Origin of the sequence: Marinobacter fuscus, from assembly GCF_003007675.1 — a bacterium.
Classification (GTDB): Bacteria; Pseudomonadota; Gammaproteobacteria; order Pseudomonadales; family Oleiphilaceae; genus Marinobacter; species Marinobacter fuscus.
In genome coordinates this window covers 237,104-252,652 of sequence record NZ_PXNP01000076.1, presented here as the reverse complement: position 1 = coordinate 252,652, position 15,549 = coordinate 237,104, and the positions used below count along the sequence as shown (strand labels likewise).

11 protein-coding genes and 1 pseudogene are annotated in these 15,549 nt (G+C 53.8%); 9 read left to right on the top strand and 3 right to left on the bottom strand.

Annotated elements, in window-relative coordinates; all coding sequences use genetic code 11:
* Positions 1–133: 133 nt before the first annotated feature.
* Both tnpB and tnpA read right to left on the bottom strand, forming a co-directional pair.
* The gene (gene tnpB / locus C7H09_RS10735; protein ID WP_106762500.1) at positions 134–502 is read right to left on the bottom strand and encodes an IS66 family insertion sequence element accessory protein TnpB; all 369 of its coding nucleotides are present in this window, start codon (positions 500–502) and stop codon (positions 134–136) included.
* Positions 502–819, bottom strand: a complete 318-nt coding sequence (gene tnpA, locus C7H09_RS10730; protein WP_106762499.1) for an IS66 family insertion sequence element accessory protein TnpA — start codon at positions 817–819, stop codon at positions 502–504. The genes tnpB and tnpA overlap by 1 nt, the downstream gene beginning before the upstream one ends.
* 96 nt (positions 820–915) lie before the next feature.
* Between tnpA and C7H09_RS10725 the strand changes: the two are divergent.
* From C7H09_RS10725 to C7H09_RS10690, 9 genes and pseudogenes are all read left to right on the top strand, one after another.
* Positions 916–1,770, top strand: a pseudogene (locus C7H09_RS10725) (DcaP family trimeric outer membrane transporter); the annotation flags it as partial.
* A gap of 330 nt (positions 1,771–2,100) precedes the next feature.
* On the top strand, positions 2,101–2,760 hold the full coding sequence (locus tag C7H09_RS20240; protein WP_227508343.1) for a TolC family protein: 660 nt from the start codon (positions 2,101–2,103) through the stop codon (positions 2,758–2,760).
* 98 nt (positions 2,761–2,858) lie between these two features.
* Positions 2,859–3,401 (top strand): TolC family protein, encoded by a 543-nt coding sequence (locus tag C7H09_RS20235; RefSeq protein WP_227508342.1) that lies wholly within the window; start codon positions 2,859–2,861, stop codon positions 3,399–3,401.
* Between the two features lie 49 nt (positions 3,402–3,450).
* The gene (locus C7H09_RS10715; RefSeq protein ID WP_058341916.1) at positions 3,451–4,635 is read left to right on the top strand and encodes an efflux RND transporter periplasmic adaptor subunit; all 1,185 of its coding nucleotides are present in this window, start codon (positions 3,451–3,453) and stop codon (positions 4,633–4,635) included.
* Positions 4,636–4,649: 14 nt separating this feature from the next.
* Entirely contained in the window at positions 4,650–7,757 is a 3,108-nt protein-coding gene (locus C7H09_RS10710; protein WP_058341915.1) for an efflux RND transporter permease subunit, read from the top strand.
* Between the two features lie 17 nt (positions 7,758–7,774).
* Positions 7,775–8,119, top strand: coding sequence for a P-II family nitrogen regulator (locus tag C7H09_RS10705; RefSeq protein WP_007151691.1), 345 nt, complete (start codon positions 7,775–7,777; stop codon positions 8,117–8,119).
* A gap of 227 nt (positions 8,120–8,346) precedes the next feature.
* Entirely contained in the window at positions 8,347–9,564 is a 1,218-nt protein-coding gene (locus tag C7H09_RS10700) for a TolC family protein (protein WP_106762498.1), read from the top strand.
* A 24-nt stretch (positions 9,565–9,588) separates the two neighbouring features.
* Complete coding sequence (locus C7H09_RS10695; protein ID WP_094625959.1) at positions 9,589–10,839, top strand: efflux RND transporter periplasmic adaptor subunit; 1,251 nt, start codon at positions 9,589–9,591, stop codon at positions 10,837–10,839.
* Positions 10,840–10,853: 14 nt separating this feature from the next.
* Entirely contained in the window at positions 10,854–14,051 is a 3,198-nt protein-coding gene (locus tag C7H09_RS10690) for an efflux RND transporter permease subunit (RefSeq protein ID WP_094625960.1), read from the top strand.
* 87 nt (positions 14,052–14,138) lie between these two features.
* On the opposite strand, the gene C7H09_RS10685 is transcribed toward C7H09_RS10690, so the two are convergent.
* Entirely contained in the window at positions 14,139–15,506 is a 1,368-nt protein-coding gene (locus C7H09_RS10685; RefSeq protein ID WP_240616556.1) for a sensor histidine kinase, read from the bottom strand.
* Between the last annotated feature and the right edge of the window lie 43 nt (positions 15,507–15,549).

Here is a 15,549-nt window from a genome sequence, read left to right as displayed (position 1 = left end):
ATAACAGCCAGCATTTCAGCGGTGGAGAGACCGCTGAAATCGGGTGTTTTGGAGGTGTTATCAGGCGTTGTTTTCATGTTGAAATTATAGCAAAAACAACGCCCTGACACACTAAAAAACACCACAAAAACCGCTATCCAACACTCTCATAATACAGGGTTTTATGGCCATGAAGCAGGGTGATGTCGTAGCCGTCCAGCAACCAATTGATCTGCTCGCCGTTCAGCGACATCAGCTCATCCTCTGGGCCCGGCCATTTGAATTTTTCTTCAGCCAAAGACTTGTAGTAGAGCACGAAGCCGTTGTCTTCCCACATCAGGCATTTGATCTTGTTGCGCTGCCGGTTGGTGAAGGCGAAAAGCGCGCCGGAGAACGGGTTATGGCCTAACTCCTGCTCGACAATCAGCGCCAGTCCGTTGGCCTGCTTGCGAAAATCGATGGGTTGTCGATACAGGTAAATCTCCGGCAGATCCCAGGAGGGGCGAAGGTATCGGTGGCGCATTACAGCTGCCTCAGCACGGCACCGAGTATCTCCACATTACCGGCGTGCAGCCCGGTGATCGAGACGCCTCCGGGTAATGACACCGTTAATCCATCTGACAATGCCGTGCCTGGCATCGCTGCCACCTTGGCAAAGCCAGAGAGCCCAGCCGGGCGCTCCGCAATCACGGTCTCCGGCTCAGCCAGCTTTTTGCGCCAGTAAACAAAGCGACAATAGGTCAGTGACTGCTGCTGACAGTAGGCCATGCCGGACAAACCGGACGCCTGCCAGTCTTCGATATGTTGCTGCCAGAGACGCTTGCGTTCGGCGTGTGTCATGCGGATTCCTCCAGGTGTTGATGAGGAAATCAGTGTGGGCAATCTTGATAAACGAATGTAGGTGCTGATTTATGGGCGCTTACGGTTGTTGAGGCAGACTTCTACGGCGGTGGTGGCAACGAACTGTTCTCCAATTCACGGGGGCTTCGTATTCGTCACGCCTATGGCGAGCTCAACGGCTGGCTTGCGGGTCAGACGTGGAGTAACTTTATGCACTTTACGGCTTACCCGACCATACTGGACTTTAATGGGCCGGTAGGTGTGAGCTTTATTCGTCAGGCACAGATTCGTTACACGATGGGAATGGGCGATGGACAGTTCTCGGTGTCAGCTGAAAACCCTGAAACCAGTGGGTTTGAAGGTTCACGTGATACCGTTCCTGACCTTACCGCCCGTTACAAGTGGGCAGGGTCTGGTGGTGGATTTGAGGTTGCTGGCTTGGCCCGTTCTCTCAAGACCGACGACGCCAGTGCAACAGGTGACGACGCTACGTTTGGATATGGCGTCATGGCGGCTGGTCGACTCAACGTCACTTCAGAAACCTCGCTCATGGCCGGAGTTGTTTTGGGTGATGGTGTAGGTCGTTATCTTTACAGCTCGTACAGTAACAACGACAGCACTGCAAGTCGGACTGGCATCGGTGAGGCATATATAACTTCCGATGGTGATCTCGAAACTATCGAGGCTTACGGCTTCAACGTTGCGGCGAGCCATAAGTGGACGCCAAAATTCACCACGAGTGTGGCCTATGGGTTTTTAGAGGGTGATCAGGACGAGACTCTCTTTCCAAACTCTTTCCAAACGCTAGAGAGCGCGTACTTCAGCAACTTCTACCAAGTGGCGGATCCGGTGACTGTAGGGGTTGAGCTGTCTTACGCCAACAAAGAACTGGCAAACGGTGAGTCAGCTGATAACACCCGTCTTCAGTTGGCTGCGCAATTTAGCTTTTAATTCGTTATTACATTGCTCCACATAGTTGGACCCTACGACGGGCCTTAGTAGGCCCGTCGTACATTATTGTTTACCTCCACGTCGATGCCGTCAGGGGCTCTTTCTCCTCTCCTCCTTTTTCGACATTATCCCTGCCATTGTTTCGTCGGTTTGACCTGCCCCGGTATTTAATCCAACAGTCCCCTAGTAAGTAATGTCCGTTCAGTCGCAATTTAGCTCTGATGGAGCGGCATTCAGACTGATTTAAAGGTTTGTCTGTAGTGTCGTCCTGGCAGTTACGGCGAAAACGCTGATTCATGTATCTCAGTCAAATAGCCAGGATGATATTGAATGAACAAACGACTGTTGTTGTGGGTGCTGATAGTACCCGGAGTCTTGAACGTCATGCCTTCGGCGGCGGCCACCGCCGGGGAGAGCGTTTCACTCAAGGAGTACCAGCAAGCCAAGGCCAGCCAGGCTGTCTCCTTGAATGAGGCAATGGTAATGGCATTTGAGAATAGCCCGGTGTTGGCTTTGAGGCGGGCTGCTGTGTCCATGCAGGAAGCTGGTCTCGATCACGCCAGCCGTTGGGCGCCCAGTAATCCAGAGCTTGAGTTGAGTGGACGTGACAATCCAGATCAGGCGGATCAGTCCCTGAACTACGAGGTTCGGGTTACTCAGGAAGTCTGGATGGGCAATAGAGGCGATCTCAGTCAGTCACGTGCTCTAAGCAATCTCACCGCTCAACAGCAGGAACTTGAATACCTGAAAATAGCCACAAAAGCGCGAGTGCGGGCCGCCTACTTCAAGATACTGCTTGCACAGAAAGAGCTGGAAACGGCAACCCGCACCGTTGAGCTGATGCAGAGAACCAAAGAGCTGGTTGAGGTGTCCGTTGAGCGGGGCAAACAGACCCGGATTGAGCTCAATACCGCCGCCATTGGCTTGGCAAGAGCAAAAAGCCAAAAGGCCGAAGCGCGCAAAAGCTTAGGCAGTCAAAAATTGACCTGACGGAAGTTCTTGGGGTGTCCCCCTCCGATGCGGTAGGGGTCGCGGGGGAGCTCAATGTAGCTCGTGCCAACCTGCCACCAACTAATCGGCTTGTAGCGATGGCTCAGCGCCAGAGAGGGGATCTGAAGGCGGCAGCAGCCAGAATTGCTGCGAATGAGTCCGGCCTGGAACTGGCCAAGAGTCTAACGATTCCGAACCTGAAAGTGTTCGGATTCTACGAGCGGGAGGAAAGCTCCAACCTTTTTGGTGCGGGTGTGTCGATGCCTCTGACCGTGTTTCATGATTATTCCGGTGAAAAAAGGAAGGCCTCGGCTCAGTTGAAAATCTCCGAGCTTGAGGCCGAGGCGCTGCGTTTGGCGACTGAACGCCAGGTCGTATCTGCTGTAGCTCAGTACGAATCCGCCGTAAGCAGATTGCGCCAGATGAACGAGTCGATTCTCGAGCGTTCGGAGGAAACGCTGCAACTGATGCAGAAAGCTCTTCAAGCGGGAAAAGTCGATGCTTCCGATGTCCTGTCCGCTCAGGACAATCTTTTGTCGGTGAGGCAGGAATACGTCCAAGTGCAACACGACTATATCGACGCCGTCCGGGCGTTGGAAGTGAGCACCGGTGGTGCCCTTTCAATGTCATCCGGTTCCTGATGACAAGAAAATTAATGGTTGAACGTTCTCTTATATCGAAGGTGTTTAGATGATTCGAAATCTGCAGATATTGTTTGTCGCGATCAGTTTTCTGGTCTATCAGCCACTGGCGTACGGCGCCGAAGAAGCCGAAGGAGGGCAGCACCAAAAGGGTGAGGCTGGGCACTCGGCTGAAGGCAGTGAGGCCCGCGAAGTTCATCTGACTCCAGAGCAGAGGGAGTTGCTCTCCGTGCAGACTGTAACGGTGCCCCGAGGTCGTGCTGATAATATCGTTACTGCGCCAGCTGAAGTTCATTATGTTCCGGATCGCGTCGCTGAGGTAGGGCCGCTATTGCAGGGAAAGCTTACGAGACTGGCTGTTGATCTGGGGGACCAGGTTGAAAAAGGCCAGTTGTTGGCCACGTTAAACAGCGTTGAGTTGGCTCGCATTCGTTCCCGCCTGAACTCGTTGAAAGCTCGGAAAGAAGCCGCGACTGCGGAGTATCAGCGAGAAAAGCAATTGCGGAGTGAAAGCTTCACCAGCGAAGAAGAGTTCCTGGACGCCAAGGCCGCTTATCTTGAGATTACAGCGGAGTACGATTCAATTCGTGAGCAACTGGAGGTTTTTGGCAGTGATTCGTCAGGCGCAGATAGCAGTCTTGCACAGTACGCGCTCCGTTCTCCTATCCAGGGGCGCATTGAGCGCATGGATGCCCGGTTGGGCCAAACCTTAAGCTCTTCAGATACGCCTTTTACCGTAGCTGATACCTCTGTGGTGTGGGTGATGTTGCAAGTTGCCGAAACTGACATTGGCAGGGTATCCGTCGGAGATGAAGTTCAGGTCTTCTCAAAGTCGGTTGCAGACCGCTTTCACACCGGGGAAGTGTCCTGGATCTCAAATGAGCTTGATGAGGAAACCCGCACCATTACGGTTCGCGTTGTACTCGAATCCCCCAACGGCGACCTTCGTCCAAATACCTATGCCAAAGCGAGAGTCATGACTCAATCGGCGGCATCACTGCCCCTAGTTCCACACGATGCCGTGCAAACCATCGATGACGAGTCCGTTGTATTTGTTCCGGGTAATGAAGGGGGAGCCTACAAGGCGGTTCCAGTCACTCTTGGTAAGGAGGCTAACGACTGGATAGAGATTAAGTCCGGCATCAGCGCAAACACGGAAGTGGTTTCAGTGGGCGCTTTTGATCTGATGTCGGCCATTACCGCCAGTGGCCGCAGCGCCGCTCACGGACACTAATACTCGGGGGGAGCATGATCAACGCAATTGTGAATTATGCGCTGAACAATCGTTTGATGACGCTTGTCTTTGCTATCGCCGTGATCGTTGCCGGCGTATTTTCATTTCAAAAACTGCCGGTGGATGCGTTTCCGGACGCGACACCGACCATGGTTCAGGTATTCACTACCAGTCCTGGATTGTCGCCGGTTGATATCGAAACGCTGATTTCCTATCCCGTTGAGATCAGCATGTATGGTATTCCCAAGTTAGAAAAAGTGCAGAGCACGTCGATTTTCGGACTTTCGCGGGTGACCATCTATTTCGAAGATGGCACCGATATCTACTTCGCCAGGCGGCTGGTAAACGAACGGCTATCCGAGGCCAAGCGCCAGATTCCCGAAGGGATGGGGGAACCCGAACTCGGGCCCATCGCAAGCGGTCTTGGGCGCATCCTGATGTATTCCCTGGAAGCTGAGGATAAAGATCAATACAGCCTGCAGGAAATTCGCACGATTCAGGACTGGATTGTCAAACCCCAGCTCAGGACCGTGCCGGGCGTAACCGGTGTGCTTTCTATCGGCGGCGAGGTAAAGCAGTACCAGGTCAATATTGATGCGCAGAAGCTTCAGGCAAGGAACCTGACGGTGTCTGATGTTCGAGGTGCCCTCACCCAGAATAATCGTAACGTTGGCGCCTCATTCATTACTCGAGGAGGTGAAGAGTACATTGTCCGTGGTTACGGCTGGGTCAACTCCGGTACCGCAGGCATCAAAGATATCCGGAACATCATTGTGTCCAAGAGTGAGGGAGAATCTCCTATTTACGTCAAGGATGTGGCGGAGGTTGGCCTTGGACCGGCAATTCGCCGTGGCGCAGAGGTGTCCTCAGGTGAGGAGTCCGTGGGCGGCTACGTGATGAAATTGATTGGTACCAACACCAGTCAGGTTCTAGAGGATGTCAACGCAAAAATCGATGATCTGAACAAGTCACTTCCTGAAGGGCTGAAAATAGAAGCGTATTACTCTCAGGCAGACTTGGTGGGCAAGGCTATAGGCACTGTCGAGAAAGCGCTGCTTGAAGGCTCGGTTCTGGTGCTGGTTTTTCTCTATCTGTTCCTGGGAAATATTCGTTCCACACTGATCGTGGTGGCGACGTTGCCGTTGTCTGTACTCTTTGCGTTCATTGCTATGCGCATGTCGGGCCTGTCGGCCAACCTGATGAGTCTGGGGGGGCTGGCTATTGGCATCGGCATGATGGTGGACGGCGCCGTCGTGATGATAGAGAACATCTTCCGACATCTGGAAGAACGATCAGAGGAAAATGTCAGCGTTCTGAGGCTTGTGGGTGAATCCGCCCGGGAAGTGGCCCGTCCGATCGTGTTCGCCATAGGCATCATCATTATCGTTTTCCTTCCACTGTTTACGCTACAGGGCGTCGAGGGCAAGCTGTTTTCGCCCATGGCCTACACCATCAGCTTTGCTCTGATCGGTGCGCTTTTGCTCGCGTTAACGTTGGTGCCGGTTCTGGCCTCCCTGTCATTCAAGATGGGCGGGCGTCACAAAGAGCCGAAGCTGGTTCTGTTCCTGAATCGGTTATACAAGCCGGTGGTGAATACTGTCGTCAAAGCCCCTAAGATTGTGATGGGCGTTGCCGTCATTGCTTTTGCCGGCAGTCTTCTGCTGTTTCCCTATCTCGGGAGCGAATTCGTGCCCACGCTCAGGGAAGGCACGTTCCAGATTCGCTCGACATTGCCGCCTGGAGCAAGCCTGGAATCTGCCATCAAATACGGCAAACGGATCCAGTCCGTTGTAGATGAATTTCCAGAGGTGACCGGCACCTATGCCAGGATCGGTCGTGCCGAGGTGGGTGGTGATCCTGAACCTGTGAACGTTGTCGCGACGCTTGTCAATCTGAAGCCTCTGGATCAGTGGCGAGAGGAAGTGAGCTATGAGGATCTCCAGAGCAGGATTGCAGAGGCTTTGGATGAGCGGGTTCCCGGGCTTGCCAACAATCTGTCCCAACCGATTCAGCTCAGAACCGACGAGCTCTTGTCAGGCGTTCAGGCGCAGCTGGTCGCCAGCATCTTCGGTGACGACCTGGACGAGCTGGGCCGAATCGGCAGGGAAGTAGCGGCCCTGGCGAAAGAGGTGCCGGGTGCAACAGATGTGCGCGCGCAGCAGAGTGCGGGTAAAAAACAGATCGTTATTCGCCCCGACCGTGAAGTGCTGGCGCAGTTCGGCATCAGCGTCGATAACCTGATGAGTACGGTTGAAACCGGTATAGGTGGTAAAGGCGCCGGGCTGGTGTTCGACGGTGTCCGTCGATTTGAGATTTTCGCCCGGCTGCAAGAGTCCTATCGCGGGTCCATCGATGAAATCAGAAAGCTTCCCCTCAGGGGCAACAGTGGCGAGCTTATCCCGCTTGCACGGGTGGCCGATGTTGAAATGTACGCAGGCCCCAAGAAAATTTCACGCTCCAATGCCAGTCGCCGTCAGTACGTGCAGATGAACGTGCGTGGTCGCGATATGGGCGGTGTTGTTCAGGATTTGCGCAAGCGGATCGAGGAGCAAGTGGATATGCCGCCGGGGTATTTCGTGGAGTTCGGCGGTCAGTTTGAAAACCAGGAAAGGGCCATGGCAAGGCTAGCGATCGTTGTGCCCATTACCCTGGCGCTTATTTTCCTGCTTCTCTTTTCTGCATTCAGTAGTCTTCGCTATGCGGCGCTGATCTTCATGAATGTGCCCTTTGCGGTTACTGGTGGCATTGTCGCGTTGTTTGTGACGGGGCTTTACCTCTCCGTGCCCGCTGCTGTGGGGTTCATTGCGGTGTTTGGCGTAGCCGTACTGAACGGTGTGGTAATGGTGAGCTACATCAATCAGTTGCGGGACGAAGGCTACGAAGTCACTGAAGCAGTCAAGCTGGGCGCTCAACGTCGTTTGCGGCCGGTTCTGATGACAGCCTCTGTGGCTATTCTGGGGCTGATTCCCCTGCTGCTGGCCGATGGCATTGGCTCTAATGTCCAACGGCCACTGGCAACGGTTGTGGTTGGCGGTCTGATCACGTCAACGCTGCTGACGTTGGTAGTGTTGCCCAGCGTGTATCAATGGTTTGCATCCGAACGTCGTGACGTTGAAGTCTGATAGTCAGGAGGCGGTTTATGTATGAAATAAAAGCGTATGTCAGAGAAGTGATGGCAGAGCATGTGGTTGATGCTCTGGCCAAAGTTAAGGGGGTGGCAAGCATTGCTGTCGTGTCTCTCAACGAATTTGGTCATCTGGTTGGCGATGAATCGCCTCTGGAGAAAGTGCAGATGGTCAAGCTGGAAGTAGATGTAGCGACCGATGCTGTTGCCGATGAAGTTGTGGACATCATTGTGCGAACGAGCAGGACCCGGGATGGACACCCGGGGGACGGCAAGGTACTGGTATCCCGACTGGTTCAGGCCGTTCGTATTGAAGACGGGGCGACCGACGAAAGCGCACTCCAACCCACTTCAATCTAGCCCCTTCCTGAAATGAGACGGTGGCATCGCGGCGATTGGTCGCGAGCTGCCGTTCTTAGCCTCATTGAGAAGCGCTACAAAGAGTTTTTAGCGACTCATATCTGAACTGTTTTTCCGAATTCAAACTCATTTCAAAGTTTGCACTTATTATCTCGATCTTTTCCTGCCTCGTCATAGGCGCCTTACACCTATGATTTTTGGCTATTAATCGCTTCGGGAGAAAGTCGATGAAGGCAAGCAAGCACTCGCCTCGGGCGTTGCTGTGTTCAGTACTATTGTCCATTCCTCTGTTCGGTCAAGCTGAGACTGTTAATTGGGCGAATTGGCTCACTGGCCAGATAAGCAAGCACCCGGAGGTACTGGCAGCGACAGAGCAGGCGGCAGCGCGGAAAGAGGACGCTGAGGCAAGCGAACAACCGCTGTATAACCCGGAGCTGTCTGTGGGAGCAGACAGAACGGGCAGTGAAAACAACTTTGAGGCAGGGCTGTCACAAACGATCGATTGGTCTGATCAGCAGGGTGCATTAAAGGAGAAGGCAAAGCTGATCAGGCTGTCTGCGCAAGCTGGCTTGAGCGAAGCAGTTCTGACACAAACGTCTGAATCATTGTTTGCGCTTGTCGAGTGGCGCGCTACTACGCTGTTTGAGGAAATTGCTGAATCCCAACAGCAGCGCCTGGATGCCTTGCTGGACCAGGTTGAACAGCGCCAGCAGGCAGGTGATCTGGGGCGTGCCGACGCAGAGCTTCTGTTTTTAAATCTATCCCGTCAGTTGAGCGAAGTCGCCCAGGCAAAGGCCGCAGTTGATCGGGCAGAAACTCAGGTTAGAGAACGTCTGCCGGACTGGAGGCCTCAGGATGGGGGAATCCCCGAGTATATCTGGTCAGCGCTGGAGTCCCAGATTGGTGAGGCTGATCTGTTGGCACACCCGTCAATTGCAGCCGCTCGAGCCAAGTGGCAGGTGTTGAAAAGTGAGGCAGAGGTTGCGAGACGCAAAGCCACAGCATCGCCGACAGTAGGGCTGAGCGGAGGGCGTGACGGCGGCGAGAACGTGGTTGGCCTGACATTCTCGATCCCTCTGAACGTCCGTAATAACTACAGCGCTGAAATCCGGGCCGCGAATCGACGGGCTCTGGAGGCCGAAGCGCGGTTTCAGGCGCTCTACCGGAAACAACAATATGACCTGGCAGGCGCTCGCGCTTCCTGGAAGCGATACGACAAGCAACTTCGTCGATGGAAAGAACTATCCCAGGGGCGTGTACAGCGAAGTGCCGATTTGCTTGAGAAGCAGTGGCAGGTCGGCGACCTCTCCACCTCTGAGTATCTCCAGGCGTTAGGCCAGCGCGCGGAGAGCCTGAAAACCGGTATTGAACTGGAAAAGCTGGCGCAGCTGGGCCTGATTGAACTCTTGAGCCAGTCTGGCGAACTGATCACCCCCTTCCAATAATATTCTGGAAACTGGATAGTCATCATGAAAAAAACTCTGATTTCAGTATTTGTATTGACGCTGTTTATAGCTCCCCCTTCATTGGTGCAGGCCGAGGAAGATGCGCATAACGAGGCGGGCCATGATCATGCCGCCGGTGGCGACGATCATCGAGAAGGTACCGGTGAAGAGGATGAGCATGAGGGCGGGCATGCTGAAGAACGTGAGCATGAAGAGGAACAAGGTCATGGCCACGAAGAGGAGAGCGATGGTGGTCATGAAGAATCAACTACCGCAAGCATCAATGCCAAACAGAAAGAGCTCGCCGGCATTGAGGTAGCAACCCTCGAGAGCAAGCGCGTTGACTATGAAATCTACGCTCCCGGTGAGCTGCTGACCAACGGCTATACCAGCTATCACGTGTCCCCCCGGGTTGCCTCGGTGGTGTTGAGACGTCACGTGGAATTGGGTGAGCACGTAACCAAAGGTCAGCAACTGGTAACCCTGTTCAGTGAGACGGTGGCACAGGCGCAGGCTGATTACAGGAAGGCTTTTCCTGAATGGGAGCGAATCAGCGGGCTGGGTCGTTCCGTGGTTGGTGATCAGCGGTTCAATACGGCGAAAGCGAATATTGAAGCGGCGAGGGCGACTCTGCTTGCTTATGGGCTAAACGATGATGACATTGGTGCGTTGAAGGCCAGCGGCGTAGGTAGTCTCGGTGAATACACGCTCAGAGCTCGCGTGGATGGCGCAGTGCTGACCGATGAGTTTGAGCAAGGACAAAGAGTTGAGGCAGGCCAACCGCTGGTGACTCTGGCTAATGAAAGCGAACTTTGGGTAGAGGCTCACCTGCCAGCAAACTCCGACATTGTCCTTAAGCAAGGGGCCGAAGCGGAAGTAAGAGTTGCAGGCCGAGTAGCTGTGGCAACGGTATCCCAGGAAGCTCATACCATTGACGCTGTGACCCGCACGCGAATTGTTCGGTTGGAGCTGGACAATCCGGAAGATCGTTTTCATCCCGGAATGTTTGCAGATGTGTATTTCCTTTTTAAAACCACGGAGCCGGTGCTTGCGGTGCCGGAGAGTGCGTTGATGCGAGGCGCCGATGGCGACTGGACGGTCTATGTGGAAGAGGCTGAAGGGGAGTACGAGCCTGTGGAAGTGGAACTGGGTCGCGCAATTGGCGGACTCCGTGAAATTTCGGGCCTGACTGCGGGCCAACGGATCGTTTCGCGGGGCGCATTTTTTGTGGCCTCTGAAATTGCCAAAGGCGGCTTTGACCCACACAACCACTGATTCCGGGAGCCATTATGTTCAACCGAGTTGTCGACTGGGCGGTTCAGAACCGCCTGTTGGTTCTTATTGCGCTTGCAGTGCTTATCGCCACGGCCGCGTTTCAGATCCCAAAACTGAATCTTGATGCTTTCCCTGACGTTACAAACGTCCAGGTCGCTGTTAATACAGAGGCGCCCGGACTTGCGGCCGAGGAAGTCGAGCAACTGATCACCTATCCCATTGAAGCGGTGATGTATGCGTTGCCGGATGTTGAGGAGGTTCGGTCCATCTCCAAAACCGGGTTGTCTGGTGTCACCGTGGTCTTTAAAGAGGGCTCGGATATCTATTTCGCGCGCCAACTGGTGTTCGAGCGGTTGCAGGCCGCGCGGGAGCTGATTCCGGACGGGGTCGGGGTGCCTGAAATGGGCCCGAATACGTCCGGTCTCGGCCAGGTCTACCAGTACTTGCTGATAGCGGACCCGGATTCGGGGTACGACGCAATGGAATTACGCAGCTTGCACGACTGGCTGGTCAAGCTGTTGCTGATACCTGCTGAAGGGGTAACAGAGATTCTGTCGTTTGGCGGAGAGGTCCGCCAGTACCAGGTCAATCTGAACCCGGCGCGAATGCTGTCCTATGACTTATCACAGAACGACGTCATGGACGCCCTGGAGAACAACAACTCCAATGTTGGGGGCTGGTATATGGGCCGTGGACAGGAGCAGTTGGTTATTCGCGGTATGGGCTGGCTGGGTAATGGCGAGCAGGGGCTGGAGCAGATCCGTCAAGTGCCCGTTAAAACCAGTGATGGCATTACAGTGACGGTGAGCGATGTCGCCCAGGTAGCGCTGGGCACTGAAATTCGCCAGGGTGCGGTGACCATGACCCGGAAGGATGAAGACGGTCAGGTTGAACAACTGGGTGAAGTGGTTTCTGGCATTGTACTCAAACGAATGGGGGCCAATACAAAAGCCACCATCGACGGCATCGAGGCCCGCATTGATCGCATAAATCAGGCGCTTCCGAGTGGGGTTCGTTTTGAGCCCTATTACAACCAGGCGGATCTGGTGACCAAGGCCGTAGAGACGGTGACCAATGCACTTCTGTTGGCTTTTGTGTTTATTGCGATCGTGCTTGCCCTGTTTCTGATGAATCTTCGGGCAACAACGCTCGTGCTGCTTTCTATACCGATTTCTATCGGTATTGCGCTGATGATCATGGCCTGGTTCGGTCTCTCGGCCAACTTGATGTCTCTGGGCGGCATTGCTGTGGCAATTGGCATGCTGGTGGACGGCTCTGTTGTTATGGTCGAGAACATGTTCAAACATCTGACGCATCCGGATGCTGAGCATGACGCCCGTCGGGATGAATTGGTGAAAAACGACCCTGACCCATTGGACGCGTCACACGATGACCATGGCATTGCGCTTCGACTGCAGGAGGCAGGCCGGGAAGTGGCGCGACCAATTTTTTTCGCGACGGCGATTATCCTGGTCGTTTTCATGCCTTTATTCAGCTTTGAAGGTGTGGAAGCCAAGCTTTTTCAGCCAATGGCGATCAGCATAATGTTGGCCATCGTGTCCGCTGTGATCGTTGCTCTGGTGGTTGTGCCGGCCTTGGCATCGTTTATGTTTCGCAAGGGTATTCGGGAGCGGGAAAGTTTCATTTTAAAGCCCCTCGAAAAGCTTTATCGCAAGGGCCTTGACTGGTCGTTGAAACACACCCGCTCTGTTGTCGGTGCAGCAGCTGTCCTTGTTGTGCTGGCGGCCTTGGTCGTGCCGCGACTCGGTACTGAGTTTGTCCCCGAATTGGAAGAGGGGACCATTAACCTCCGGGTAACGCTAGCCCCCTCATCAAGCCTTGATACCGCGCTTGAAGTGGCGCCGAAACTGGAGGCCATGCTGATGGAATTTCCAGAGGTGACCTACGCCCTGTCCCGGGCTGGCCGAGCGGAAATAGGCGGCGATCCGGAACCAGTCAATAACATCGAGATATATATTGGTCTCAAACCAACAGCCGAGTGGACCAGCGCCAGTAATCGCTATGAATTGCAGGCTTTGATTGAGGAGAAGCTCGAACAACACCCGGGGCTACTGTTTAACTTTTCTCAGCCTATCGCGACTCGGGTTGATGAATTGCTGTCAGGTGTCCGCGCGCAACTGGCCATCAAACTCTTTGGCCCGGATCTCGACGTACTGGCGGAGAAAGGCCAGCAGATTGAAGCGGCGGTCCGAACAGTTCAGGGAACACGAGACGTGGCCATGGAGCAGATTGCTGGTGAAGCGCAGTTGGTGGTTCAGCCTGACCGTCAGGCACTATCCCGGTACGGACTTGCCGTGTCTGATGTGATGAGTGTCGTCCGGGATGGACTGGGTGGTGCCGCCGCGGGCCAGATCATCAACGGAAATGAGCGGTACGATATCTATGTGCGTCTGGCCAAACGTTTCCGGGAAGACCGGGATGCCATTGCCGATTTCAGGTTACAGGCGCCGTCTGGAGCCTGGGTGAGACTCGGTGATGTGGCCGATGTGTCTATTGAGTCCGGCCCGCCTCAGGTGCGCCGCGATGACGTTCAGCGCCGTGTGGTCATTCAGTCTAATGTGCAGGGTCGTGACATGGGCAGTGTGGTTGCCGATATTCAGGATACCATCGCGACAGAAGTGAACCTTCCCCCCGGCTATTCGGTGGATATTGGTGGTCAGTTTGAAAACCAGCAACGAGCTCAGAAGCGATTGACCATTGTGGTACCTGTATCTCTGGGCCTGATCGCGCTGTTGCTGTACTTTGCTTTCAGTTCGGTTGGTCAAGCGCTGTTGATTCTGGTCAACGTGCCGCTTGCCGTTATTGGTGGCGTCTTTTCACTCTGGATCTCCGGCCAGTATCTTTCGGTGCCCAGTTCCGTTGGATTTATCACACTGTTTGGTGTGGCGGTGCTTAACGGGGTCGTAATGGTCGAAAGCATCAATCAGCGAATACAGGATGGGTTGAACGTGGATACTGCGGTGTTTGAAGGTGCCGTCTCCCGTTTGCGTCCTGTCTTGATGACAGCAATAACCTCGGCACTCGGTTTGATACCGATGCTATTGTCGACGGGCGTGGGTGCGGAAATCCAGAAGCCATTGGCCAGCGTGATTGTAGGTGGTCTCGTGACTGCGACTTTCCTAACGCTTTTTGTTTTGCCGGCTCTATTCACGCGCTTCTCAAGGGCTAAACTCGATGATATGCAACGGTAGAAGATAGGTGGAAATACACAGTTTTGATCGCGAGCAGGGGAGGGTAATCCCTCCGTCATAGCGGGGCGGAGGAATTATGGTTGTGCTCTACTCTGGGAAAGGAAGCACAACTGTAATTCTGGCGCCCCCTGTTTCTGAGGGGCCAATGTTCATCCGTCCGAAATTGTCTTCTAGTATTTCGGACACGATGGACAGTCCCAATCCAAATCCAGAAACGGTTTCGTCAAGCCGGGAACCTCTATCCATCACTTTTGAGGCCGCTTCTGGAGTAATCCCAGGGCCGTCGTCTGCAACTTCTATCGTTAGCCCGGAATCGGTCTGGCTTATTGAAACGTCAATCTCAGCCTGACTCCATTTCCCGCCGTTTTCGAGCAGGTTACCGAATAACTCTGATAGGTCCTGACGCTCCATGGGCCAACTGAAGTTATTCGGCAAGGATGTATTAATACGGAAACTCTTATCGGGAAAGATTTTTTCCATGACAGAAATGACGTTGTTCGCTATTTCAATCGGAAAACATGTTTGCCCCATCTGCCTGCCGGAGATATCTGCCTTGCTCATGCGGTAGTTCAAGGACCGGCTTAGATCCTTTAGGTTGGAGGTCATGAACTCTATGTCGTCGCGGGACGGAGGTAATGAACCAGTGTCTGACAAGATTGCGAGATTGGCAGAGATCGAGGTCTTGACCATGTGAGAAAGATCGGAATTGAGGCGGCGGTGGCGGTCAAGGCGACGACTTGCTAGTTCAAGTAGGTTATTGAACTGTTTGATCAGCGGACTGAACTCCTCTGGTGCGTCAGGATTCAAACGAGGTTGTTTGCCAGATTGCAGTCTCCTCATGTCTTCCTTGATGTGTTCGATCGGTTTCAAAGCGAGGTAAGTAGTGGTGCCTACCAGAGCCAAGAGAACAACAAGTAATAATGCGGAGGCAGCCAGCAAGGTCAGGTGAGCCCCACTGGATCGCTCGGCGAGTCCACTTTCCATTTCCAGGATGGTGACTGACGAAAGCGGGCTGTCAATTCCGAAACCTCGTTTCAATCCAAGAAGGCCATCTGCACCTTGGGATATTTCTACAAAGCCCGCCGGCTTTCTTGAAACCATTCGCAACGTTGTTTGATCTATGTTGCTACTGGCAATGATGCTTCCGTCTTTCACTTCGACGACGAGGGCGTGCTCCAGTAGCAATTGGAATCGATCAATCATGCTGCCAATCTCGTCGGGCGTCGGAACTTCGTTTTCAATGATGGTTTGAAAACTCTCCACCTCCTTGTCAAGGCGATGTTTTCTGGACTCGTTCGAAAGCTGCTCTATTACATAAGTGTGCGAGAAAAAAATTAGTAAAAAATACAAGAGGCTGAAAGCGATGCCATATTGGAGGACAGTTTTTCGGATGCTTTTCTGCGCTGTCATGAAGGTGCTTTTGTCGATTGAGCGGAAGGCTTCAGTTGAAGGCACATAGAGGTGCTCTGATCGGAAAGCATAGTTGGAATCGAAGCGT